Annotated in this window: 25 protein-coding genes; 11 read left to right on the forward strand and 14 right to left on the reverse strand. The window is 63.4% G+C overall.

Annotated features, from left to right (window positions below; all coding sequences use genetic code 11):
* From HY852_RS15770 to HY852_RS27935, 3 genes are all read left to right on the forward strand, one after another.
* A partial coding sequence (locus HY852_RS15770; protein WP_291605701.1) for an ABC transporter ATP-binding protein occupies positions 1-828 on the forward strand: 828 nt, incomplete at its 5' end.
* Complete coding sequence (locus HY852_RS15775) at positions 825-1,793, forward strand: ABC transporter ATP-binding protein (RefSeq protein WP_291605702.1); 969 nt, start codon at positions 825-827, stop codon at positions 1,791-1,793. The genes HY852_RS15770 and HY852_RS15775, both read left to right, overlap by 4 nt.
* 366 nt (positions 1,794-2,159) lie before the next feature.
* A complete protein-coding gene (locus HY852_RS27935; RefSeq protein WP_367116366.1) occupies positions 2,160-2,483 on the forward strand; it encodes a WG repeat-containing protein in 324 nt (107 codons plus the stop codon).
* Positions 2,484-2,531: 48 nt separating this feature from the next.
* Here HY852_RS27935 and HY852_RS15780 read toward each other — a convergent pair whose 3' ends face one another.
* Together HY852_RS15780 and HY852_RS15785 are read right to left on the reverse strand one after the other, a co-directional pair.
* On the reverse strand, positions 2,532-2,786 hold the full coding sequence (locus HY852_RS15780; RefSeq protein WP_291605703.1) for a hypothetical protein: 255 nt from the start codon (positions 2,784-2,786) through the stop codon (positions 2,532-2,534).
* Positions 2,787-3,059: 273 nt separating this feature from the next.
* Complete coding sequence (locus HY852_RS15785; protein ID WP_291605704.1) at positions 3,060-3,284, reverse strand: dodecin; 225 nt, start codon at positions 3,282-3,284, stop codon at positions 3,060-3,062.
* A 160-nt stretch (positions 3,285-3,444) separates the two neighbouring features.
* Here HY852_RS15785 and HY852_RS15790 point away from each other — a divergent pair, with 160 nt between their 5' ends.
* On the forward strand, positions 3,445-3,681 hold the full coding sequence (locus HY852_RS15790) for a hypothetical protein (protein WP_291605705.1): 237 nt from the start codon (positions 3,445-3,447) through the stop codon (positions 3,679-3,681).
* Between the two features lie 112 nt (positions 3,682-3,793).
* Here the strand turns inward: HY852_RS15790 and HY852_RS15795 are convergent, their stop codons facing one another.
* The 7 genes from HY852_RS15795 to HY852_RS15825 form a co-directional block, all read right to left on the reverse strand.
* Positions 3,794-3,967, reverse strand: coding sequence for a hypothetical protein (locus HY852_RS15795; RefSeq protein ID WP_291605706.1), 174 nt, complete (start codon positions 3,965-3,967; stop codon positions 3,794-3,796).
* Entirely contained in the window at positions 3,964-5,367 is a 1,404-nt protein-coding gene (locus HY852_RS15800; RefSeq protein ID WP_291605707.1) for an amidase, read from the reverse strand. Before HY852_RS15800 ends, HY852_RS15795 begins: the two co-directional genes overlap by 4 nt.
* 31 nt (positions 5,368-5,398) lie before the next feature.
* Complete coding sequence (locus tag HY852_RS15805) at positions 5,399-6,748, reverse strand: TRAP transporter large permease subunit (RefSeq protein ID WP_291605708.1); 1,350 nt, start codon at positions 6,746-6,748, stop codon at positions 5,399-5,401.
* Entirely contained in the window at positions 6,745-7,365 is a 621-nt protein-coding gene (locus HY852_RS15810) for a TRAP transporter small permease subunit (RefSeq protein WP_291605709.1), read from the reverse strand. The genes HY852_RS15805 and HY852_RS15810 overlap by 4 nt, the downstream gene beginning before the upstream one ends.
* Positions 7,366-7,474: 109 nt before the next feature.
* Complete coding sequence (locus HY852_RS15815; RefSeq protein WP_291605710.1) at positions 7,475-8,602, reverse strand: TRAP transporter substrate-binding protein; 1,128 nt, start codon at positions 8,600-8,602, stop codon at positions 7,475-7,477.
* Between the two features lie 425 nt (positions 8,603-9,027).
* The gene (locus HY852_RS15820) at positions 9,028-9,708 is read right to left on the reverse strand and encodes a phosphoribosylanthranilate isomerase (RefSeq protein WP_291605711.1); all 681 of its coding nucleotides are present in this window, start codon (positions 9,706-9,708) and stop codon (positions 9,028-9,030) included.
* Between the two features lie 89 nt (positions 9,709-9,797).
* Entirely contained in the window at positions 9,798-10,574 is a 777-nt protein-coding gene (locus HY852_RS15825) for a potassium channel family protein (RefSeq protein ID WP_291605712.1), read from the reverse strand.
* A gap of 251 nt (positions 10,575-10,825) precedes the next feature.
* On the opposite strand from HY852_RS15825, the gene HY852_RS15830 reads away from it, so the two are divergent.
* Positions 10,826-11,146: a hypothetical protein gene (locus HY852_RS15830; RefSeq protein ID WP_291605713.1), complete on the forward strand. Its 321-nt coding sequence runs from the start codon at positions 10,826-10,828 to the stop codon at positions 11,144-11,146.
* A 173-nt stretch (positions 11,147-11,319) separates the two neighbouring features.
* Here the strand turns inward: HY852_RS15830 and HY852_RS15835 are convergent, their stop codons facing one another.
* From HY852_RS15835 to HY852_RS15850, 4 genes are all read right to left on the reverse strand, one after another.
* Entirely contained in the window at positions 11,320-11,877 is a 558-nt protein-coding gene (locus HY852_RS15835) for an HNH endonuclease (protein ID WP_291605714.1), read from the reverse strand.
* 410 nt (positions 11,878-12,287) lie between these two features.
* Positions 12,288-13,262 carry a peptidyl-alpha-hydroxyglycine alpha-amidating lyase family protein gene (locus HY852_RS15840; protein WP_291605715.1) on the reverse strand — a complete coding sequence of 325 codons (975 nt, stop codon included), beginning with the start codon at positions 13,260-13,262 and terminating at the stop codon, positions 12,288-12,290.
* A gap of 116 nt (positions 13,263-13,378) precedes the next feature.
* Positions 13,379-15,169 carry an NAD(P)/FAD-dependent oxidoreductase gene (locus tag HY852_RS15845; protein ID WP_291605716.1) on the reverse strand — a complete coding sequence of 597 codons (1,791 nt, stop codon included), beginning with the start codon at positions 15,167-15,169 and terminating at the stop codon, positions 13,379-13,381.
* Positions 15,170-15,403: 234 nt separating this feature from the next.
* On the reverse strand, positions 15,404-16,147 hold the full coding sequence (locus HY852_RS15850; RefSeq protein WP_291605717.1) for a DNA-3-methyladenine glycosylase 2 family protein: 744 nt from the start codon (positions 16,145-16,147) through the stop codon (positions 15,404-15,406).
* A gap of 228 nt (positions 16,148-16,375) precedes the next feature.
* On the opposite strand from HY852_RS15850, the gene gluQRS reads away from it, so the two are divergent.
* Positions 16,376-17,248, forward strand: a complete 873-nt coding sequence (gluQRS, locus tag HY852_RS15855) for a tRNA glutamyl-Q(34) synthetase GluQRS (RefSeq protein WP_291605718.1) — start codon at positions 16,376-16,378, stop codon at positions 17,246-17,248.
* A gap of 108 nt (positions 17,249-17,356) precedes the next feature.
* Positions 17,357-18,616 (forward strand): ATP-binding protein, encoded by a 1,260-nt coding sequence (locus HY852_RS15860; RefSeq protein WP_291605719.1) that lies wholly within the window; start codon positions 17,357-17,359, stop codon positions 18,614-18,616.
* Here the strand turns inward: HY852_RS15860 and HY852_RS15865 are convergent.
* Positions 18,543-19,436 (reverse strand): YihY/virulence factor BrkB family protein, encoded by an 894-nt coding sequence (locus HY852_RS15865; RefSeq protein WP_291605720.1) that lies wholly within the window; start codon positions 19,434-19,436, stop codon positions 18,543-18,545. The two genes, HY852_RS15860 and HY852_RS15865, sit on opposite strands and share 74 nt — an antisense overlap.
* Positions 19,437-19,739: 303 nt before the next feature.
* Between HY852_RS15865 and HY852_RS15870 the strand changes: the two genes are divergently transcribed.
* The 4 genes from HY852_RS15870 to HY852_RS15885 all read left to right on the forward strand — a co-directional run.
* Entirely contained in the window at positions 19,740-19,934 is a 195-nt protein-coding gene (locus tag HY852_RS15870; protein ID WP_291605724.1) for a twin transmembrane helix small protein, read from the forward strand.
* A gap of 9 nt (positions 19,935-19,943) precedes the next feature.
* Entirely contained in the window at positions 19,944-20,516 is a 573-nt protein-coding gene (locus HY852_RS15875) for a cob(I)yrinic acid a,c-diamide adenosyltransferase (protein WP_291605721.1), read from the forward strand.
* A gap of 260 nt (positions 20,517-20,776) precedes the next feature.
* Complete coding sequence (locus HY852_RS15880) at positions 20,777-21,526, forward strand: electron transfer flavoprotein subunit beta/FixA family protein (RefSeq protein WP_291605722.1); 750 nt, start codon at positions 20,777-20,779, stop codon at positions 21,524-21,526.
* A gap of 1 nt (position 21,527) precedes the next feature.
* Positions 21,528-22,162, forward strand: a 635-nt coding sequence (locus HY852_RS15885; protein WP_291605723.1) for an electron transfer flavoprotein subunit alpha/FixB family protein, incomplete at its 3' end; no start/stop codon positions are given.

Genomic DNA, 22,162 nt, shown 5'->3' on the forward strand with positions numbered 1-22,162 from the left:
ATGTCGATCCTGAAGCTGATCGCGATGCCGCCGGACCGCATCGTCGAAGGCCAGATCATGTTCGAGGGCCGCGATCTCGTGCCGCTGACCAGCGACGAGCTCGACGAGGTCCGGGCCAAGGAGATCGGCTTCATCTTCCAGGAGCCGATGACCTCGCTTAATCCGGTGCTGACCGTCGGCGAGCAGATCGCCGAGAGCCTGCGCCGTCACGAGGGGCTGTCGAAGAGGCAGGCGCTCGCCCGCACCGTGGAGATGCTCAAGCTTGTACAGATCCCCAACGCCGAGAAGCGCGTGCATCATTACCCGCATCAGTTCTCCGGCGGCATGCGCCAGCGCGTGATGATCGCCATGGCGCTGGCCTGCAAACCCAAGCTCGTCATCGCCGACGAGCCGACCACCGCGCTCGACGTGACCATCCAGGCGCAGATCCTCGACCTGTTGCAGGACATGAAGGAGCGCTTCGGCATGGCGGTGATGCTGATCACCCATGCCATGGGCGTCGTGGCCGAAACCGCTCAGCGCGTGGTGGTGATGTATGCCGGCAAAGTGGTGGAAGAGGCGCCCGTCGACGAACTTTTCGGAAACCCGCGTCATCCCTACACCCAGGGCTTGATCCGCTCCATTCCGCGCATCGACCTCGATGCCGAGCACAAGATCCGCCTCGAGACCATCGGCGGCACCGTGCCGACCCTGATCAATCCCGCCCCCGGCTGCCGCTTCGCGCCGCGCTGCCGCCATGTCATGAGCATCTGCATCGAGCGGGAGCCGGTGCTGCGGAAGATTGCCACCGGCCATCGCATGGCCTGCCATCTGGGAGAGGCGCCATGAGCGAACCGCTGCTCCGCGTCACCGATCTCAAGAAGCACTTTCCCGTGACGGGCGGGCTGTTGTCGCGCGAAGTCGGGCGGGTCTATGCGGTGGACGGCGTGTCCTTTTCGGTCAATCGCGGAGAGACGCTGGGGCTGGTCGGCGAATCCGGCTGCGGCAAGTCGACCACGGGCCGCTGCGTCCTGCGCCTCCTCGAGCCCAGCGACGGCGAGATTGTCTTTGACGGCAAGGATGTGCGCAAGCTCAGCGGCGCCGACTTGCAGGCCATGCGCCGCGACATGCAGATCGTCTTCCAGGATCCCTTCGCCTCGCTCAATCCGCGTATGACCATCGGGGCAATCCTCGGCGAAGCCCTGATCATCCACAAGCTCGCCGCCTCGGCCAGGGAGCGGGAGGAGCGCGTGGCAAGCCTGCTCGTCAAGGTCGGCCTCAAGGCCGAGCATATGCGACGCTACCCGCACGAATTTTCCGGCGGCCAGCGCCAGCGCATCGTCATTGCCCGTGCGCTCGCGGTCGAGCCCAAGCTCATCGTCTGCGACGAGCCGGTCTCGGCGCTCGACGTGTCGATCCAGGCGCAGGTGATCAACCTCCTGGAAGACCTCCAGGCCGAGCTGAACCTCACCTATCTCTTCGTCGCGCACGACCTTTCCGTGGTGGAGCACATTTCCGACCGCGTCGCGGTGATGTATCTCGGCCGCATCGTCGAACTCGCGAAAGCGTCCGACCTCTACCGCAATCCCCGGCACCCCTACACGCAGGCGCTGTTGTCCGCGGTGCCGGTGCCGGATCCAAGGGTCAAGCGCAACCGCATCCGCCTGCAGGGCGACGTGCCGAGCCCGATGAACCCGCCGACGGGCTGCCACTTCCACACCCGGTGCTCCAAGGCCGAGCCGCGCTGCTCGCAAAGCGCGCCCGAACTGAAGCAAGGCGCCGGCGGCCACTTCGTCGCGTGTCACCTGGTGTGAAGGGGTGAGGATCAGCTTGGGCTTGAATGGGATAGAGATCGCGAGAGTATCGCTTGGCGCCCGTGGCCCAGGGAGTAAGTCGTGACCGCCGACCTTCTCAGGATGATCACCTTTGCAGCTCTGGCCTTGCTTTGGTTCGAGTCCGCATCAGCGAGTGACAGGGTCGTACAGTGCGTGCTCGAGTCTGAGGAACCAGAGTTTCGCGTCAGGGAGTGTGCTCTGCGAGGACCAGATGGCCAGCTGCGTCTGAAGCAATCCTATATCTCCCGGCTGCACTATGGCCGGGATAATCTGGCAGCCGTCTTAGTCCTCGGACCGACGGATGCTCGGCGAGGTCAATGGTTCTACGTTGGACGAGGTGGTCGGATGGCGCCCGTCGAGCCATTCGACAACAGTCCGGATGCCTTTCGGGATGGCCTTGCACGATCGCGTGTCGGCCAGAAGATCGGGTACATCGATCGGGGCCTGACGCAGGTGATCCCGGCCAGGTACGATGGAGCCTATCCATTTGAGGGCGGACACGCGGTCGTCTGCCTGCGATGCTCGCCCGTGTCGGATGGCGAGCATAGCTGGTATGAGGGTGGCGAGTGGGGATGCATCGATCGCAGGGGCAGAGAAGTAAAATCTTTCGTGCCCTGGCGAAAGGATCAGTCCCTGTACTCCAGGTGTCGTTCACCAGAGGGACGCTGAAGCGGCCGTCGTTTCCGACAGGCGTTTGCCGGCCCCGGCGAACCGGTCTCAAATCCCTGAGCGAGCGGAAACGATCGAATATGTGATTTCCTCGGTAAAGCTATCTTCGGCGGAAAGGCGTCGCAGTCGTTCGCGAAGATCGTCTTCAAATGATTGTTGCAGATCTCCCAATACCGCTGGCGAGGCAAAGGACGTCGAGTACCGGTAGCCGACGATGCTGTCGGTGGTCCAGGTGTGCGCTTTGCGGAATTCGATCAGCCTGATCTCGGCGAAGGGCGTCTGTGCAAGGCACTCCTGATGCAAAGGCGCAGGCTCGAATACTCCCGCGCCGGCCCGGCGTTTCTCGCCGAGCCAATCGTTGATCGTTCTGATGCCACACCTCTCGTCCGCTCCAGAAGCTCAAAGGCGAAATGGCCACGATCCCTCCGGCGGGCTCCATCAGCTCATAAAGGAGTCTCGCGACGCGGACGAGTGTGAACTATCTTTGGCTGCGCTCCGCTTTCAATGCTCCGGATTGCGGCCGACGACACGGCGGGCGGTTCGGTGTAACGCTTTTGCTGAATGAGAGTCCTGAAATCACTCCTCCAACGTAAAGCCAACCCGCAACGTGACCTGATAGTGGCGAACAGACCCATTCTCGATGTGGCCTCGCGTCTGCACGACTTCGAACCATTTCATCTCGCGAATGGTCTTTGCTGCGCGCCCTATGGCGTTCTGAATCGCATCTTCGACGCTTCTTTCGGAAGACCCTACGAGTTCGAGGATCTTGTAAACATGGTTTCCCTCAGTTGCGACGGGCATGGCGAACCTCCGTTGTATGTTGGGCCAGTCGAAATCGTTCCTCCTGCCGACAATCTAATCCGCACCTGCGCCAAGGCCAATATTTGGCCGCGTCGTCTCGCCAGCACTCGGTCATGGGCTCCTCAATCTGCTCAAGAAGTCAATTGGGAGCGGGAAAACGATGGTCGACGATCGCTCGCTGGCGATATTTTTGCAGGCCCGTAAGATAGCGAAGCTGCATTGCCTCGGCAGGCCGGATGACGGCCATTTTGCCGCTCAACAGGCGAGTTCGGCAACCAGCTTGCGCAAGGTGAAGATGGCAGGACGGCCACCCATGAAGGTGGATCCGCGGTTTGGGATGCCACTTTCGAAACCGACGAGCATGCCTATCCGGTTCTTCCTCCGGCAGTCGGATTAGAAGATGTTCGTAGCCTCTCCGAAATTCTTGGCGCGCTGGCGCGCCCGAGCTGGAGCAGTGGATCCCGCGCAGGGACCCGCGAGTCGGCGTCTCGCTCGTTCAAAGGCCGGCCTCAGAGACCCCCGCCGTTCGTCGTCCGCAGCGATTGGAAGAAATCGTAGATCAACAACGCCAGCACCAGCACACAGATGATGATCAGCGGCACCGCCTTGATCCACCAGAGCAGGATGCCGAGAAATACGAGCATTCCAGCGATGCCGATGATTCCGGTGACAAGATTCGTCATCTGCCGTTCCTCGTCTTGGCGCGACGCGCAAGGGTCTTCGCAGGCGTGGCGTGACTGCGTTTGCTCCGTCCAGGAGATTTATCGAGAGTTCTGACAAGCCAGTTGGCCGTGCGCAAGAGCCGCGCATCGTTGCCGCGGCGTCCGACCAGCTGCACGCCGATCGGCATGCCGCTTTCCGATTGCAGCAGCGGCAGCGTCACTGCCGGCGTCCCGAGATAGGTCCACAGTGAGCAGAACGCCGGGCTTCCAGTACTGTCGAGGCTGCGCGGCGCCGGCCCCGGCGCCGCCGGGGTCAGGATCGCGTCGTATTCGTCGAACACGCCGTCGAGCGCGGCGTTGAGCGTCGCACCGCCGGCCAGCGCACGCGTGTAGTCGACGGCCAGGACCTTGCGCCCCCGCTCGATCAATGCGCGCAGCACCTTGCTCAGGGAGTCGCCGCCCTGTTCGAAATCGCGATGAAGGTTGTGCGCCATCTCTACTTCCATGACGGTGCGGTGCATGTCGATGGCGCGGTCGAAACTCTGGCCGATCTCGACCTCGGAAACGTGCTCGCCCAGCGCTTCCACCAGTTCGGCGAACGCCTCCGTGGTCACCTTCTCGGCCTGCTTCCAGGCGGGCGAACGGACGAAAGCGAAACGCGGCGGCAGTGGCGGCTCGGTTCGTGCCACGTCGACAAACGGTGGCCGCGCAACGGGTCTCGTGTCGGGATCCTCCTCATCGAAGCCCGCAAGCACCTCGGCAAGCAGCGCCGCATCGTCGACCGAGCGTGCGAACACGCCGACGTGGTCGAGCGCGCGTGACAGAAGCAGCGCGCCGCTGCGCGGAATGAGGCCATGCGTGGGCTTGAAGCCGACCACACCGCAGAATGCCGCAGGGCGTATCACCGAGCCGTTGGTCTGCGAGCCGATGGCACCTGGCACCATCAGCGCCGCAACGGCCGCGGCGGAACCCGAGGACGATCCGCCCGGCGTGTGATCCGGGTTGTGCGGATTTCGGGTCTTGCCCGGCTGATAATACGCGTACTCGGTCGTGACCGTCTTGCCGAGGATCACGGCGCCTGCCGCCCGCAGGAGCGCCACAGCCGCGGCGTCGCGGCGCGGCGTGCGTCCGGCCCACAGCTTCGAGCCGAATTCCGTCGGCATGTCGCCGGTGTCGAAGATATCCTTGATGCCGACGGGCACGCCATGCAGGGGGCCTATAGGCTTGCCAAGCTTGCGATGATCGTCAGCCGCCTCGGCCTGCCGCATCGCGTGGTCGCGATCGAGGAACGCCCATGCATCGATGTCGCGATCGACCTCATCGATGCGCTGGAGGCAGTCGCCGACCAGTTCCGCCGAACTGAGCCGGCCGTCGCGGATGGCGGCCGCAGCTTCCATGAGGCCGAGCGCACTGAGATTCATGCGCGCGCTTTCAGCGGTTTGCCGGGCCCACTCACCGCGATCCATAGAGATAGCTCGGCAACCACAATGCAATTCCCGGGAAGATGTAGACCAGTGCCATGGTGAGGAAGACCAGGCCGACAAAGGGAAGTGCGCCGGAGAAGATGTCGGTGAGCTTCACCTGCGGCGGCGCCACGCCCTTCAGATAGAAGGCGGCCATCGCGACCGGCGGCGTATTGAACGCCGTCTGGGTGTTCAGTGCTACCAGGATGCCGAAGAAGACCGGATCGATGCCGTAGTTGGGAAGCAGCGGCAGGAAGATCGGCACGAAGATGATGATGATCTCGGTCCATTCCAGCGGCCAGCCGAGCAGAAAGATGATCAACTGGGTCAGCAGCAGGAACTCGACTGGCGTCAGATTCAGCGAGTGGAAGAACTGCTCGACCACCGTCTGTCCGCCAAGGACGGCAAACACCGCCGAAAACGTCCACGACCCGATGAACAGGTAGCAGACCATCGCGGTGGCGCGCACGGTCAGATACACCGATTCGCGTATCATCTCGTAGTTGAGCGAACGATAGGCGGCCGCCAGAACGATGCTCATGGAGGCGCCTACTGCGGCCGCCTCGGACGGCGTCGCCAAGCCAAACAGGATCGCGCCGAGCACCGAAACGATGAGCAACGCAAGCGGCAGGAATGACGTGGCGAGCGCCCAGATTACGGTGCTGATCGGCACGTTGGTCTGCTCGGGCGGCAGCTTCGGCGCGAGCGCGGGATTGATGATCGCGCGCGCCATCGCATAGAGGACGTAGAACCCAGCCAGCATGAACCCCGGAAAGAACGCGGCCGCATAGAGCTTGACCGCCGAAACGCCGGCGGTAGCCGCATAGACGATCAGGAGAATGCTCGGCGGAATCAGGATGCCGAGGCAGCCGCCGGCGCAGACGACGCCTGCCGACAGCTTGGTGTCGTATCCGGCTCGCAGCATCGCGGGCAGAGCCAGCAGACCCATCAGCGTGACAACGGCGCCGACAATGCCGGTGGCGGTCGCGAACATCGCGCAGGTGATCAGCGTCGCCACCGCAAGCGCGCCCGGCACGTTCTTCATCGACAGCTGCAGCGAGTAGAACAGTCGGTCGAGAATGTTCGCGCGCTCGATCAAATAGCCCATGAACAGGAACAGCGGAACCGCGACCAGCACGTCGCTGGATGTGACCTCGAACGTCTTCTGCACCAGAAGCGTGAAGATTCGGTTCTGGAAGAAGTCCTGACCGGCAGTGTAGTAGGCATAGTACCCGAACGAGACGCCCATAGCCATCAGCGTGAAGGCGATCGGGAAACCGAGCATGATGATGAAGATGAACAGGCCCAGCATCAGCATGCCGAGTTGAGGATCGGTCATGCGCCTGCTCCTTTCTCGCTCTGCTGCGCAGCCTCGCCCCGCTGCTCAACCGCATGCTGTTGATGTTCGCGGATGACGAGGCTCTCGGTCTCCTCCACGTCGTGCAGACGCTGCGGCCATCGGCCGGTGCGGATGCACAGTACGCAGCGGATGACTTCAGCAAGCCCTTGCAGGAACAGAAGCACACCGGTCGCCGGGATCAGCGCTTTCAGCGGAAACACCGGCACGCCGGCCGGACTGAAGATGCTGACTTCGCGGAAGCGCACCGACATCTGGGCATAGTTCCAGCCCGAATACATCAGCGCCGCGATCGCCGGCAGGAAGAACAGAATATAGAGAACGAGATCCATCGACGCCTGGGTGCGCGGCGACCACAGGCGGTAGACCACGTCGGCGCGCACGTGGCCGTTGCGCGAGAGCGTATAGGCGCCGGCCATCAGGAACATCGCGCCATAGGTGATGTAGCTGATGTCGAAAGCCCAGGTGGTTGGCGCGCGCAGGACGTAGCGCACGAACACCTCGTAGCTGACACCGAGCGTCAGGACGAGAATCAGCCAGGCGAACGCCTTGCCGACCCAGGTGCTGAGTTCATCAATGAAGAAGAGAAATTTCGTCATGCGAGCTGAACCCGCAGCGAGTCGCACATCAGGATGTCCCCCACACTATTCGTGAAAGGGCGGCGCCTCAACTGCGTCGCCCTTCCTTGATGCAGCGTCTACGAAGTCGTCAGATCTTGAGCACGCCCGGGAAGTGATGCTCGAAGGCGCCGCGGTAGTCCGTCGCGTTGTACATGTTGTAGTAAACCACGCGGCGCACCCATGCCTTCTGAGAGTCCATCACCTTCTTCATGAACGGATCGGAACCGAGCTGGGCGATCAGGCCGTCCCATGCCTTGATCTGCGCATCGAACACCGACTTCGGCGTCCGCAGGACGCTGACCTTGTCCTTGTTGATCAGTTCCTGCAGGTCCTTGGAGTAGTAATCCATGCCCTTCCATTCGTTGGCCGATGAGGCGGCCTCCGCTGCATATTGCAGAATGGCCTTGTGCTCGGCGGGCAGCGCGTCGAACTTGGTCTTGTTGAACATGATCTCGAAGTATTCCGTCGCCTGATGGTGACTGCCCATCATGTAGTTCTTGGCCACGTCCTGCGCGCCGAAGCGCCGGTCCGACGTCGGATTGTTGAACTCGAACCCGTCGATGACGCCGCGCTCCATGGCAGGCACGATCTCGCCGCCGGGAAGCTGCGCGACCGATGCACCCATCGCCTGGAAGAGATCGGCGGCAAGGCCCACTGTGCGATACTTCAGGCCTTTGAGATCAGCCTCGCTGGTGATGGGCTTCTTGAACCAGCCGAGCGGTTGGGTGGGCATCGGCATGGCGAAGAAGCTCTTGATGTTGACCTTCATGATCTGGGTCTGAAGCTCTTCGAACAGCTCGCGACCGCCGCCGTTATGGATCCAGCCAAGACCTTCATTGGCGTTGAAGCCGAACACGGGACCTGTGCCGAACAGCGATGCGGCCTTGTGCTTGCCGTACCAGTAGACGGTCACCGTGTGTGCCGCGTCGATCTGGCCGCCATGCACGCCGTCGAATACCTGGAACGGATGCACGACCGAGCCGCCGACCAGATAGTCGATGCGCAGCCGGGCCCCGGCCATCTCGTTGACGCGCTTCACATAATCTTCCGCCATCTCGTTGAAGACGTCGGCCTTGCCCCACGAGCCCTGCATCTTCAGGGTCACGGTCTGCGCGCGTGACACCTGCGGCATCGCGATGACTCCGGCGCCGGTAGCGCCGGCCGCCAGCAGAAACTTGCGGCGAGTTGCCTTTCCCTTTTCAGATTTTGCGGTCACGAAGATCCTCCCTAGGCGTTGTTGTTCGATTGGCACTTATGTGCGCTTTTTCATTAACCGCCGGACGAATGCCGTATTCCAGCGGCGTTGATCATAGTTTGGACGCATCGTCGGCATCCTTCAAGTCTCGCGATGTCGCTTTTAGGTCAGCGCGAGCTTTTTTCGGGCGGATTGATTGCCCTTTTCCCTACCCGCAGCCCAATTCTCAGACGACGTTCGCAGCGCAGCAAAGGATAAGGGACGGCGCCGAGCCCTTGGGACGGCGTGCAGCCCGAAGAAAGCTGGAGCCCGAACAGTCGCAGCCGATGGGACCGCGCCGAGCCACGGGATCAGACCAACGCCACGCGGAGCGCTGGATGGAAGCGCATGACAACCAAACCGGCGCGGCACAAGAGTCTCTCTAAGTCCCGGACGTCGCTGTGACATCAGCCGGGAAAGTCCAACCATCTTGCAGCGGCGCGCGCAGCTTCGTTGAAGCGCCTCACGCGCTCCAGATCCTTGTTGTGAGAGCCTTCTCTATCCGTCTTCGTCTTCGAATCCACGCCTGCCGGCCGGACCACGCTGATCGCCTGCGCGACGTTGTCGGGGCCTAGGCCTCCGGCCAGGATGACGGGGGTGGTGACCGATCCGACGATCCGCCGGCTGATGCTCCAGTCGTGCGGCACGCCGAGCGCGCCGATTTGCCTGTCCGAAGGGCGATGACTGTCCAGCAGAAGGTAGTCCGCAAGGCCCTCATAGCTTTGGGCGATGCGGACGCTCTCTTCCCCGTAAACCGGCACGCTCCGCATCATCAAGCTGCCGGGCAGCGCAGCCCTGATCATGGCGAACTCGGCAGGACCGAGCAGCTCAGGCGCCGCGCCAAGGTGGACGATCGCGGGCTTCAACGTCCGCGCCCATGCGACGATGGCCTCCGCTCTCTCCGTGAGAAAGAGCGCGGAAAACTTCCCCGGAGCTATCATCGCCGCGGCAATCTCGGCCGCTCGAGCCAGGGGCTGTTCGCGCGGAAACTCGCCGTCGCCGACCAGGACGCCGACGTGGTCAATTCCGATTTCCGAGACCGCCCGCGCTTCGTCCGGGGTGGAAATTTCATAGATTTGGGTCAGCATGCCCGTTTTCCGCTTCAGCTATCGAGCCGCCCGGCAAACGGCGTCGTTGTCCCGGGATCCGATCAAGCGTCAGCCTTTCGCCCGTTCGGCTACGTCAGGCCTTCGTCGGGAATGTTCAGGACCGTGCCGCACGCCTTGCAGTGCACCGCATCGCTATCGTGGCGCTGCAGGCCGCAGGTCGGACAAGGATACCTTACCTTGTTGGGGCTCAATAGCGCTCGGGCAAGATTGAAAAACAGAGTCACGCCGAAGATCATGATGATGACTGAGATCAGGCGGCCGACTGTTCCCGGCAGCGTGATGTCGCCAAAGCCGGTCGTGGTCAGCGCCGTAACGGTGAAATACAGTGCGTCGACATAGTTCGTGATCTGCTCATTGCGAAATTTCTGGGTCTCGTAGACGATCGCGGTCATCACGAATATGAATACGGCGAGGTTGGTGACGGCGAAGATGACTTCTTCATTCCGCCGGAAGAACGGGCTGTCAATGCGCAGCCGCACAAGCATCTGATAGTCGCGCAACAGCCGCAATGTCCTCAGGATGCGGAGAAAGCCGCCTGGCTCTCCAGCGAGGGGCGCCAGGAACGCAACGATCGCGACCATATCGGCCCATGTTGAGAAGCGGCTCAAATCGCGCAGCCGCTGTCGGCTGACAAGCAGTCGGGCTGAGAAATCGGCCAGAATCACCAGGCCGAATATGACGTCGAGCGTTTCAATCGCTGCGCTGGGGTGAACGAACGACGTCGCGACAATGAACAGCACCGTGAGGATATCGAGCGCGAGCAGGGCATAGCGAAAACGGACGCCAGCGGGAGTTTCGCCCTCATAGAGGCGCCGGATGCTCTTTTTCACGGACGAAAGGGTCATGGCGCCAATTCACGCGAGCAATGATCAGTCCTCAAAGGTAAGCACGGCATTTTCTCCGTCTTCATCCGAAATATAGCCCCGATTCGCTCCGGGAAGCGCGTAGAATGAGGTTCAGGCATTTCGGTTGAAATGGCGGACGAGGGCGTTCGATAGACGACTACGGTGAGCCGTGTGCGCGACCTCACCTTGCCCAAACCAGGCCGACAGTCCGGCGGTTTTGCCGTCCGAAGTGGGGCACGGCATGAGGGCGGGTGAAGGCAGGCGGGAGCAGGCAGAACCACGGCCGCCACGACAAGGACTGCAACCTGGAGCACCTCAAGCTGGAACTGCGCGAGCGCAGCCGCCTTTGTCTTCACAGGCATGTCGAGCGTTTGCCAATGAACCTCACCGAGATCGAGCGCGATTTCCTCGAACGGCTCGCTTCCGAGTCCTGGACCAGCACGCCCCTATTCGACCATGAGCTCGTCGCCCGCCTTGTTGAACTCGGGCTGGTAGAAACGGAGCCACTCGCTTCAGGTGACATCGAGTACAGGATCACCGCGGCCGGTCGCGCCGCTTTGAGCAGGCGCTGATTTCGCCGACCCGCTGCTCCGCGCTTCGCATGGAGCCGGCGCGACGATGCCGGCGGGCGGCCTCTCTTGAGTTGTAGGTAGACCGCGGGCCGAAGCGAAGATCACAACAAGCGCGACACTTGATGTGTCTTTTGACGCATTAAGTCCCAGCACAACACCGGCCACCCGCGACCTTACGGATCCAGCTCGGTGTCCCAATAGAGATAGTCGAGCCAGCTGTCGTGCAGGTAGTTCGGCGGGAACAGGCGGCCGTTTCGGTGCAGCTGATGCACGGTCGGCGCGTAGGGCGTCTGCCTCGGGAACATCTTCGCCTGTTGCGGCGTCAGGTTGCCCTTGCGCAGGTTGCACGGCGAGCACGCCGCGACCACGTTCTCCCAGGTGGTCTGGCCGCCCTTGCTGCGCGGGATGATGTGATCGAAGGTGAGGTCCTCGGGCGAGCTGCAATATTGGCAGTTGAAGCGGTCGCGGAGGAAAACGTTGAACCGGGTGAAGGCGGGATGCGTGCTCGGTTTGACGAAGGATTTGAGCGAGACCACGCTCGGGAGCTGCATTTCGAAGGACGGGCTGTGCACCGCCCGGTCGTAGTGGGCGACAATGTTCACGCGGTCGAGAAACACCGCCTTGATCGCGTCCTGCCAGGACCAAAGCGACAGCGGATAATAGCTCAGCGGCCGGAAGTCCGCGTTCAGCACCAACACCGGCCAACTGCCTTGCGAGACATGTGCGTTCAAGTAACGCTCCTGGCCTCCATCTACGCTGCGAAGCAGCATGTAGGGACATACTACATGCAGCGTGACGGGATTGTGAAGAGCGTTGAGGGGCTTATCCGCCGGCCCAGTCGGCCCGGCCAGCATGGTGCGCGGGTCCAAAAAAGTGCCACGATCAGAAGGAAATAGCGGTCAACTTCTGGCAGTAGCACTCGCGACGATCTGCTTGGCCCTGCCGGGTGCCGCCGTGGCGGAAAATGAGACCTCGCGCCGACCACGATGATCGGCCTTTTCGTGCCGGTTCGGTTGCCGGCGCAACAATCGCTCCAACCGTTGTACGTCCATCAAAAGCCGGTGAGTTCGGCCCAGAACCTGCCTGGATCGGCGGGCGGCGGTGCCTCGATGATCGGCTCAACGCGCCCTGCCGGTCCGGATCATGCTCCGACCCTCTCCAGCTTCTGCAGGCAGCGGCTGACCCCGACCTCGGGCGGCATCGGGCTGTCGGGAAAGCTGGTTTTCCAGTCGGTGACGCCGACTTCGCCGACATAGATGTCGCCATGGGAATCGATCGCGATGCCGTGCGGAGCGAGAAATTTTCCGCTCTCGATGCCCGGACCCTCTTCGCCGCCGAGGCGCGCGATGCGCTTGCCCTCGCTGTCTACGATGGAAAGGCGCGGGCCGAGATTGGGAACCTTGCGGTTGACGGCCATGCCGGGGCCCAGCTCGCCGATGACGAAGTTCGGATGGCTGCCGCCGCCGCAGCACAGCGCGCAGGGACGATGCAGGTTGTTCCACTGCGTCTCGTATCGGCCGTTGCCGTCGAACACCTGCACCCGATGGTTCTCGCGGTCGGCGACATAAACCCAGCCGTCGGCATCGGTTGCGATGTTGTGCACGATGTTGAACTGGCCGGGATCGGAGCCCGGCTCGCCCCAGCTCATGATCAATTTGCCGTCGGGCGTGAACTTGTGGACGCGGGCGTTACCGTAGCCGTCGGAGACGTAGATCTCGCCCTTGGGCGAGAGCGCCGTATGGGTGCAGCGGTTGAACGGTTCCCCGCTCATGAACGGTGCGGGCTTATCGGGAATGCCGATCCTCAGCAGCACCTTGCCGTGGGGCGAGCACTTGCGCACCGTGTGATCGCCGTCATCGGTGCAATAGAGATTGCCGTCCGCATCGATGTGAAGCCCGTGGGCCCGGGTGAACAATCCTTCGCCGAAGCTGCGGATGGTGTTGCCGTGGCGGTCGAACACGATCATCGGATGGGGGCCGCGGTTGAAGACATAAACGCGGTCCTTGCTGTCGACCGCAACCGAAGCGACGTCGGTCAGATTCCATCCTTCCGGCAGCTTCGCCCAGTTCTGCACCACGCGATAGCGGTGTTCGCCCGAACCGAGAATGGCCGACATGTGGCTGCTCCTCTCAAGTTGGAATTCCGGGGCGGCGTGAGCGCGAGGGAATCGCGCGCAACAATTATCGGATTCCGGGGTCGCGTCGCTGGCGCTCGCGCCCTGGAAAGGCAGGATTACGCAGCGAGCGCCGCCCGCGGTCCCACCTCGCGCGGCAGCAGCCCTTCCTCGATCGCCTTGATCTGCAGCGCCAGATATTTCGAATTGATCCGGCACTGGGCGAGGCTGCCGGCGATGAACCACAGCCCGGGCTGAGCCGTGCGCGTGTACATGTTGCGCAGCTCCATGCCTTCGCCATAGCCCCAGATCGGGCCGACGCGCTTGCAGACTGCCTCGCCGAACAGTTTGCGCACGAGATACTCCTGGCCCTGGTAGCCGGTTGCAAGCACGATGAGATCGGCCGGAATGATGGTGCCGTCCTTCATCCGCGCGCCGGCGGCGGCAAAGCCTTCGATGTCGGCGAACTGTTTGAGTCTGACCGCGCCGCCGGCGACAAGGTCCGAACAGCCGACGTTGAAATAGTAGCCGCCGCCGCGGGTGAGATATTTGAACTGCCAGCCGGTGCCGCCTTCGCCGAAATCGAGCCTGAAGCCGACGCGCCTCAAGCCGTCGAGCAAATCCCTGTCGAGCTCCTTCGACTGCTGCGTCAGCAGCACGTGGGTCTTGCGGGCCAGCGGCAGCGGCATCGAGGTGGCGATCAGGTCGTTATCCTCGAGGGTTCCTTCGTTGTAGATCGCATAAGCCAGCTGCGCGGACGGCTCGATATTGGTGACCAGGGTCGGCGAGCGCTGCACCAGAGTCACCTCGGCGCCGCTGGAATGAAGGTCCTGGGCGATGTCATGGCCGCTGTTGCCGGTACCGATAACGATTGCCTTCCTTCCTTTCCAGTTCTCGCCGTCGTCATAGGCGCTCGAATGCATCACGGTGCCGGCGAACTCCTTGAGGCCCGGGATGTCGGGCAGGCTCGGGATGCCGCTGACGCCCGTCGCCATCACCACATGGCGCGGATGCATGGTGCGCCTTGTGCCGTCGGCAAGCCGCAGCGTCACCGTCCAGCGCCCTTGCGCGTCGTCGTAGGTGCCGCCCTCGAATTCGGTGCCGGTCCAGAAATTCAGCTCCAGGGCATCGACGTAGGACGCGAACCAGTTGGCGAGCTTGTCCTTCGGAATATAGACGGGCCAGCTCGGCGGGAACGGCATGTAGGGCAGGTGATTGACGTGAACCTGGTTGTGCAGCGTCAGCGCATGATAGCGCTTGCGCCAGTTGTCGCCGACGCGCGCCTCGCGGTCCACGATCAGCGTGTCGACCTGGAGCTGCTTGAGCCGGGCCGCGGTCGCGAGGCCGGCCTGGCCGCTGCCGACCACCATGACCACGGGATCGCGATCGCTGTAACCGGCCGCGGCGTTGCGCTGGTCGAGCCAGTTCGGTCCGCGGAAGTCGCGTGAATAGGCCTGGCCGCGCGGCCTCATCTTGCCGAGTTGCTCCTCGAACCCCTTCAACTCGTCAAGCGCGGTGAACAAGGTCCACGCCTTTTGACGGTTGCCGTTACTGCCATCGGCAAGGAGGCGGAGGATGCCGCTGCCGCGACCGATGGTGGTCTCGAACTTGAAGATCGTCTCGATGGTTTCGGTGCCGGCGCGCAGCACCCGGCGCGGCGGTGTACGGTTCGGGTCGATCCGAAAGTTCCGCGGCCGGGCGATAGCGGACGCCGATCTCAGCTCGCGCAGGATGGCGTCCGATCCCTCGATGGTCTGCAGGTTCCAGCTCAACGCCAACGCGTCGCGCCAAAAGCTCTCGGCATGGAACAGCTGCTGCAGCTCTTCATCGCCTGGTTTTGTGAGCGCATGTTCGAATTGGTCGAGCCAATCTTGCGCAGTTACGGAAATGTCTTTGGTCTTGTCCAGCATGCGCGACCTCTTGGGGCCGTCTTCGCGGCGCGTTTCCTCTTCGGTGAACGCTATACCGTTTCCGGGCCTGCCAAAAGTGCTTTGCCTGGCCTGCAGGAGCATGTGCCTTTGCTCCCGGGGAATGGGCATGCCGCACCGCTGCGGGCCTGCCGCCATGCGCCGGCATCGGAAATGCTGGCCGGGATGAACGTGCTGTCTATGCTTCACATCGCGCGCCCGCGACGTCGCCGAGCATCATTTGTTCGATGCAGGCTTCCGCGGAGCCGGGATTCTTGCCGGCGTCGATGATGGCTTTGCCGTGGCAGCATTGTCCGCACTGTTTGCCTGTTGCTTGCCCGCAAGCACGCCCTCGCGCTTCCTGAGCGCGCGATAGTAGCTCCACCACAGATGCGCCGCCGCGCCGCGAAAAGGGCGCCACGGCTCGGCCAGCGGAATCATCTGCTTCTCCGTCGGCCGCGCCTTCAAGCCGAGCCCCATACGGATGGCCTCCTGCACGGCGAGATCGCCCGCGGGCCAGGCATCCCCGTGCCCGAGGCAGAACAGCAAATAGAGGTCCGCGGTCCAGGGTCCGATACCCGGCAGCGCGGTGAGCGTGTGGTGCGCGGCATCGGCGTCCTCCTCGGCCAGCACGTCGAGGTTCAGCCGCTCCGCGGCGAGTTCGCGGGCGATGTTTTTCAGCGTCTTGATCTTGGCGGCGGACAGTCCGAGCCGGCCCAGCCGGTCGGCGCGGGCGCGGCGCACCGCGTCATGGTCGAAGGGAACGAAGGCCGCGGAAAGGCGGGCCCAGATCGCCGCCGCGCTCGCGGTCGAAAGCTGCTGGCCGCAGACGATATGGGCGAGCCCGACAAACCCCGCTTCGCGTCGCCTGAGCGCCGGCATCCCGGCGATCTCGAGGATGGGCTTGAGCCGCGGATCCTGCTTCACAAGGTCCTGGATGGCGTCTTCGAGATCGGCCTGGCTGCTGAGGTGGACGGTCATGGCGGATTCGGAAGGCTCCCTCCATCTTCGTCGTGGCCGGGCTTGTCCCGGCTCTCCACGTCTCGCGGCTTGCGGATGGGACAGAAGATTTGATTATAGCAGAACGACGAACAGGTTGACGTTGGCGGAGACGATGATCGCTTCTTCTCTTCATGCCTACCGTCGGGCACGGTGCGGATGGCCCGGACAAGCCCGGCATGACGAGATCTGTTGCATGAGCCCTGTTGCATGATGCCACCCGTTTTCCGCTTCGCGCCGAGTCCGAACGGCTATCTGCATCTCGGCCATGCCTTTTCGGCGCTCTTGAATTTCGATCTCGCCCGGGAGAGTGGCGGGCGCTTCCTGCTGCGCATCGAGGACATCGACGCGGCGCGGTGCCGGCCGGAATTCGAAGCCGCCATCTACGAGGATCTCGCCTGGCTCGGAATTGCCTGGGAGGCGGCAGTTCGGCGGCAATCGGAGCACCTGTCGGACTATCGCGCCGCGCTGGACAGGCTGGATAGGCTGGGCCTCGTTTATCCTTCCTTCGAAAGCCGCGCCGAGATTGCAAGGCTCACCGCCGAGCACGAGACGCATGGGCCATGGGCGCGCGATCCCGATGGCGCCCCGCTTTATTCCGGCACGGCGAAAACGCTGGCGCCGGAGGAGCGCAAGCGCCTGGAGCAGTCGGGGGCGCCTTACGCCCTGCGGCTCGATATGGCCGCTGCGTGCGCTTCGGTTTCGGATCTCACCTGGACCGAGTGCGGCGAAGGGCCCGGAGGAGAGCAGGGTTGCCTCGCCGCGCGGCCACAGGCCTGGGGCGACGTCGTCTTGGCGCGCAAGGAGACGCCGACCAGCTACCACCTGTCGGTCGTCGTCGACGACGCCCTGCAGGGGGTAACTGAGGTGGTCCGGGGACAGGACCTGTTTCATGCTACGAGCGTGCATCGGCTGTTACAGCACCTGCTCGGGCTACCGGAGCCGGTGTATCGGCACCATCGCCTGATCCTCGACGAGACGGGGCGGAAGCTGTCCAAGTCGACCAAGGCGACGGGCTTGCGCGAGTTGCGCAGCGCGGGCGCGAGGCCGGCCGATATTCGTCGCATGGTTGGCTTCTGCTAATCATGCGTTCAGTCTTCCGGCACTTTCCTTGGGAGCCTTCGAAACGCCTCAGTGACTCGCGGGGGCCGACCGTGCCATGCTGGTGATGGCGCCGGGTCAAGGGGAATCATGGCGAAAAAATCGCGCCTACAGCGCACCAAGCGGCCAGCGAAGCGCAGGCCGTTACGGAAGAGCGCGCCACTGAAGGCCAGCAAGCCACGCAAGCGCGGTGCGAAGGCGACGCCGCCGGACGTGGTCCAGGTGGCGCTTGCGGCCTTTGCCCATGAGGTCCGCACGCCGCTGACTGGAATCCTTGCCATCAGCGACCTGCTCGCAACTTCCGATCTGGGTGAGCGCGAGCGGCGCTGGGTCGAGACCATCAAGGCCGGCGCGGAGCACCTGGCGAGGCTTGCGACGCTGTTCGTCGATGCGGCCAAGGCCGGCAAGGGCGCCACGGGGTTGCGGCAGGACATGTTCGATCTGCGGGTGCTGGCCCGCCATGCCGGTGACTCACTCGCCGGCAGGGCTGCGGCCAAGGGCCTGCAGTCCGAGGTCGATATTTCCGGGAAGATTCCGGCGCTGATGGTGGGTGACCCCGTTCGTCTGCGGGCGGCCCTGGAAAACCTGATCGACAATGCGGTGAAGTTTACTGAGCATGGCGCCGTAGCCCTGACGGTGGCCCCATGGCGAGTGCCGAAGAGTGGAGGCAAGGGCAGAACGGGGGTCTCGTTTGCGGTCTCCGACAGCGGGATCGGGCTGACGCTGAACGAAGTCAGGCGGCTGTTCCACCCGTTCACCCAGGCCAACGTTACTATCGCAACGCGCTTCGGCGGTGCCGGGCTTGGGCTGTCGTCCGTCAAACAGCTCGCGCGCGCGATGGGCGGGGACGTCAAGGTGACGCCGCGCCCGGGTGGCGGCACCACCTTCACGCTCACCGTTTGCCTCAATCCTGCAACGGCGAATCCTGCCGCTTGCGGTGCGGCGGACGAGGAGACGTCGGATGCGGTGACTGCGTTGCGCGTTCTAAGCGTCGAGGACAATCCATTCGGCCGTGTCGTTCTCAATACGATCCTGACGGAACTCGGTCATCAGGCTGAATTTGTCGGACGCGGCGAGGACGCCGTCGACCGCGTCAGTAACGGCAGTTTCGACGCTGTGCTGATGGACATGGTGCTGCCGGGTATCGACGGTATCGAGGCCATCGGGCGCATTCGCAAATTGCGCCCGCCGTTCGGACGCATTCCGATCATCGGCGTGTCCGGCCGCGGCGAGGACGAGGTGGCCTCCCGCGCGGCAGGTGCCGATGCCTTCCTGCTCAAGCCTGTGAGTCCGCGGGCTCTAGCGACTGCGCTGCTTGAAGCGAGACCCCGTGCGGCAGTCGCGACTTGATGATCGCGGCGTTCAGTTCGCCTCCGTAAACGAAGATCGTGGCGATGAAATACAGAAAAACCAGCGCGATGATGACGGACGCAAGGCCCGCATACATCGTCACGTAGTTGTTGGCAAAGCGCGCCAGATACTGTCCGAACACGATGCCCGAGATCAGCGATCCAATGATGGTGAAGGCGATTCCCGGCAGGATCTGCATGAAGCTGCGCCGTCCCGCCGGCAGCCAGGCATGCAGGATGAACAGCGCGACCGTCATCGCCGTGATGCTGATGCCGTAGCGGGAAAAGTTGAGGATAGTTTCGTTGGATTCGACGATCAGCGGAATGTGGCGCCGCGCCGCCTCGATGATCAACGGGCCGAGCACGATCAGGAAGGCCATCGCCAGCGCGGTGAAGGCCGCGACCAGCGTGTAGCCGATCGATTCCAGCCGCAGCCAGTACCAGCTGCGCGGCTCGACGACCGCGTAGGCGCGGTTGAGCGCCACCCGCAGCGCCTCGACGCCGTTGGAGGCGAAATAGACCGCCAGCAGCGCACCGATCGTCAGCACGTCGCCGCGGGTCGTCGTTAGCACGTCGTGCACTTCCTCCGAGATCGTGTCGGCGACCTGCTTCGGCCACACCTGCAGCATCATCGTGGCGGCCTGGTCGGCCAGCTCCTTGGAGCCGAAAAAGCCGGCCAGCGAGGTCAGCACGATCAGGAAGGGAAACAGCGCCATGAGGGTCGAAAGCGCAATGTGGCTCGCGATCGCCCAGCCGTCGTCGGCCAGGAAGGTATAGAACGCGTCGATCACGACCAGATAGACGTAGCGAACCTGCTTCACATTCCACCTAGGGGCCTGCCGATGCCCCCTCTCCCCGCTTGCGGGGAGAGGGTCGGGGTGAGGGGGAGTCTCCACGAAGAAAGTGATATTTGTCCGTGCGGAAAGTCCCCCTCACCCGGAATTTCAAGCTGCGCTTGAATTCCGCTCTCTCTCCGCAAGCGGGGCGAGGTGAAGCATGCGGACGACTGGGTCAAATCAACAATCATTGCGGCCAGCTTCTGACATAATTGGACCAAAAGCCAGATGCGGCAGGACGCTGCGACGCGATGGCGGATCGCGGCGCAGGGTGTTATCTACATGCGGATGACATCTTTTCTGAGTGCTTTCGCCCTGCCCATCGCGCTCGGCGCCGTCGCGCTGGTACTGATCCTGGGCCTCGTCAACATGATGCGCGGCGGCTCGCCCAATCGCTCACAAAGGCTGATGCGGTGGCGCGTGGCACTGCAATTTGTCGCCATCATCGTCGCCATGATGGCAATATGGTCGATGGGACACTGAGGAAGAGACATGGTGATCCTCAACCGCATCTACACGCGAACCGGCGACGACGGCACGACGGCGCTCGGCAGCGGCGAGCGCCGGCCGAAATACGATCTGCGCATCGCCGCCTACGGCACCGTCGACGAGACCAATGCCGCGATCGGCGTGGCGCGGCTGCACGTCAGGGAACTGCCCGAGCTCGATGCGATGATGGGCCTGATCCAGAACGATCTGTTCGATCTCGGCGCCGACCTTGCGGTGCCCGAGCGGGACGGCAAGGCGGAACGCCTGCGGGTGGTTTCCAGCCAGGTCGAGCGGCTGGAGCGCGATATCGACGCGCTGAACGCCAGGCTGGCGCCCCTGACCTCCTTCGTGCTGCCGGGTGGAACGCCGGGAGCGGCCCACCTGCACGTCGCGCGAACGATTTGCCGCCGTGCGGAACGCATGATCGTGGAACTCGCGGCCAGGGCCGACGAGCCGGTCAGCGAGGCCGCGATCCGCTATATGAACCGTCTGTCGGATTTCCTGTTTGTGGCCGGCCGCGCCGCGAACCATAATGGTGCCGGCGACGTACTATGGGTGCCCGGCCAGAACCGCTGAGCAGCCATGCCGGCCGCGGTGAATGCGAGCTCCGGTCCGGTTCGCCGCCGCGGCAAGTTCAGAACGCTCCTGGAATCATAAACTTGCGGCAGGCTCACAATGCTTGATTTGGCGCGCGGAGTGCTGCATGGGTTTGCCAACTTCGGAATTGGAGCACTCCGGGCCGAATTTTGGCCTTCGCGCGTTGACCGGGCTTGGCGGTGCCATTAGGTTCCGCGGCCAGTGACAAAACCCCTCCAAATACAAGCGAAAGAGGATCGATGAAGGTTCTGGTGCCGGTAAAGCGGGTGGTCGATTACAACGTCAAGGTCCGCGTCAAGAGCGACGGATCGGGCGTCGAACTCACCAATGTCAAGATGTCGATGAATCCGTTCGACGAGATCGCCGTCGAGGAAGCGCTGCGGCTCAAGGAGGCCGGCAAGGCGACCGAAGTCGTGGTGGTTTCGATCGGCCCGGCGCAGGCCGCCGAGACCATCCGGACCGGGCTTGCGATGGGCGCCGACCGCGGCATCCTGGTCAAGGCCGAAGGCAATGTCGAACCGTTGGCCGTGGCGAAGATCCTGAAGAAGGTCGCCGACGAAGAGCAGCCGGGCCTGATCATTCTGGGTAAGCAGGCGATCGACGACGACTCCAACCAGACCGGTCAGATGTTGGCCGCGCTGCTCGGCTGGTCGCAGGCGACCTTCGCCTCCAAGCTCGAGGTCGAAGGAACCGAATTCAAGGTGACGCGCGAGATCGACGGCGGCCTGCAGACGATCAAGCTCAAGGGGCCGGCGATCGTCACCACGGACCTGCGCCTGAACGAGCCGCGCTATGCCTCGCTGCCCAACATCATGAAGGCGAAGAAGAAGCCGATCGCGGACAAGAGCGCGTCCGACTACGGCGTCGACCTTGCCGCGCGTCTGGAAGTTCTCAAGACATCGGAGCCACCGGGCCGCCAGGCCGGCGTCAAGGTCAAGGACGTCGCTGAACTCGTGTCGAAGCTCAAGAACGAAGCCGGGGTGCTCTGAGATGACAACGCTTTTGATCGCCGAACACGAAAACGGCACCCTGAAGGATGCGACCAACAAGGCGCTGACGGCGGCAAGCCAGCTCGGCGGTGAGGTGCATGTCCTCGTCGCCGGCGGCGAGGGCGCCAAGGCGGCTGCGGATGGCGCGTCCAAGCTGAGCGGAGTCGCCAAGGTGCTGATTGCCGAGGGCGCTCCTTACGCCCACGATCTCGCCGAGCCGCTCGCCGCGCTGATCGTGTCGCTGGCGCCGGCCTATGACGCCCTGGTTGCGCCCGCGACCTCGCGCTTCAAGAACGTGATGCCGCGCGTCGCCGCGCTGCTCGACGTGATGCAAGTCTCGGAGATCATCAAGGTGGTCGCGCCCGATACCTTCGAGCGTCCGATCTATGCCGGCAACGCGATCCAGACCGTGAAGTCGAAGGACGCCAAGAAGGTCATCACGGTGCGGACCTCCACCTTCGCCGCGGCCGGCGACGGCGGCAGCGCCAGCGTCGAGAATGCCGCCGCGGCGGCCGATCCCGGCCTCTCCAGCTTCGTCGGCGAGGAGGTCGCCAAGAGCGACCGTCCCGAGCTGACCTCGGCCAAGATCATCGTCTCCGGCGGCCGCGCCATGCAGAGCCGCGAGAACTTCGCCAA

The organism is Bradyrhizobium sp. (assembly GCF_016213215.1).
In the GTDB taxonomy this organism is placed as follows: Bacteria; Pseudomonadota; Alphaproteobacteria; order Rhizobiales; family Xanthobacteraceae; genus Bradyrhizobium.

Coding starts and splice junctions, on each gene's coding strand:
- HY852_RS15820 (WP_291605711.1), bottom strand. CDS start 9,708: ATGCTGACCCAAATCTATGAAATTTCCACCCCGGACGAAGCGCGGGCG.
- HY852_RS15860 (WP_291605719.1), top strand. CDS start 17,357: ATGGCGAAAAAATCGCGCCTACAGCGCACCAAGCGGCCAGCGAAGCGC.
- HY852_RS15800 (WP_291605707.1), bottom strand. CDS start 5,367: ATGAATCTCAGTGCGCTCGGCCTCATGGAAGCTGCGGCCGCCATCCGC.
- HY852_RS15845 (WP_291605716.1), bottom strand. CDS start 15,169: ATGCTGGACAAGACCAAAGACATTTCCGTAACTGCGCAAGATTGGCTC.
- HY852_RS15805 (WP_291605708.1), bottom strand. CDS start 6,748: ATGACCGATCCTCAACTCGGCATGCTGATGCTGGGCCTGTTCATCTTC.
- HY852_RS15850 (WP_291605717.1), bottom strand. CDS start 16,147: ATGACCGTCCACCTCAGCAGCCAGGCCGATCTCGAAGACGCCATCCAG.
- HY852_RS15795 (WP_291605706.1), bottom strand. CDS start 3,967: ATGACGAATCTTGTCACCGGAATCATCGGCATCGCTGGAATGCTCGTA.
- gluQRS (WP_291605718.1), top strand. CDS start 16,376: ATGATGCCACCCGTTTTCCGCTTCGCGCCGAGTCCGAACGGCTATCTG.
- HY852_RS15870 (WP_291605724.1), top strand. CDS start 19,740: ATGACATCTTTTCTGAGTGCTTTCGCCCTGCCCATCGCGCTCGGCGCC.
- HY852_RS15840 (WP_291605715.1), bottom strand. CDS start 13,262: ATGTCGGCCATTCTCGGTTCGGGCGAACACCGCTATCGCGTGGTGCAG.
- HY852_RS15775 (WP_291605702.1), top strand. CDS start 825: ATGAGCGAACCGCTGCTCCGCGTCACCGATCTCAAGAAGCACTTTCCC.
- HY852_RS15810 (WP_291605709.1), bottom strand. CDS start 7,365: ATGACGAAATTTCTCTTCTTCATTGATGAACTCAGCACCTGGGTCGGC.
- HY852_RS15825 (WP_291605712.1), bottom strand. CDS start 10,574: ATGACCCTTTCGTCCGTGAAAAAGAGCATCCGGCGCCTCTATGAGGGC.
- HY852_RS15790 (WP_291605705.1), top strand. CDS start 3,445: ATGGTCGACGATCGCTCGCTGGCGATATTTTTGCAGGCCCGTAAGATA.
- HY852_RS15785 (WP_291605704.1), bottom strand. CDS start 3,284: ATGCCCGTCGCAACTGAGGGAAACCATGTTTACAAGATCCTCGAACTC.
- HY852_RS15880 (WP_291605722.1), top strand. CDS start 20,777: ATGAAGGTTCTGGTGCCGGTAAAGCGGGTGGTCGATTACAACGTCAAG.
- HY852_RS15875 (WP_291605721.1), top strand. CDS start 19,944: ATGGTGATCCTCAACCGCATCTACACGCGAACCGGCGACGACGGCACG.
- HY852_RS27935 (WP_367116366.1), top strand. CDS start 2,160: ATGGCGCCCGTCGAGCCATTCGACAACAGTCCGGATGCCTTTCGGGAT.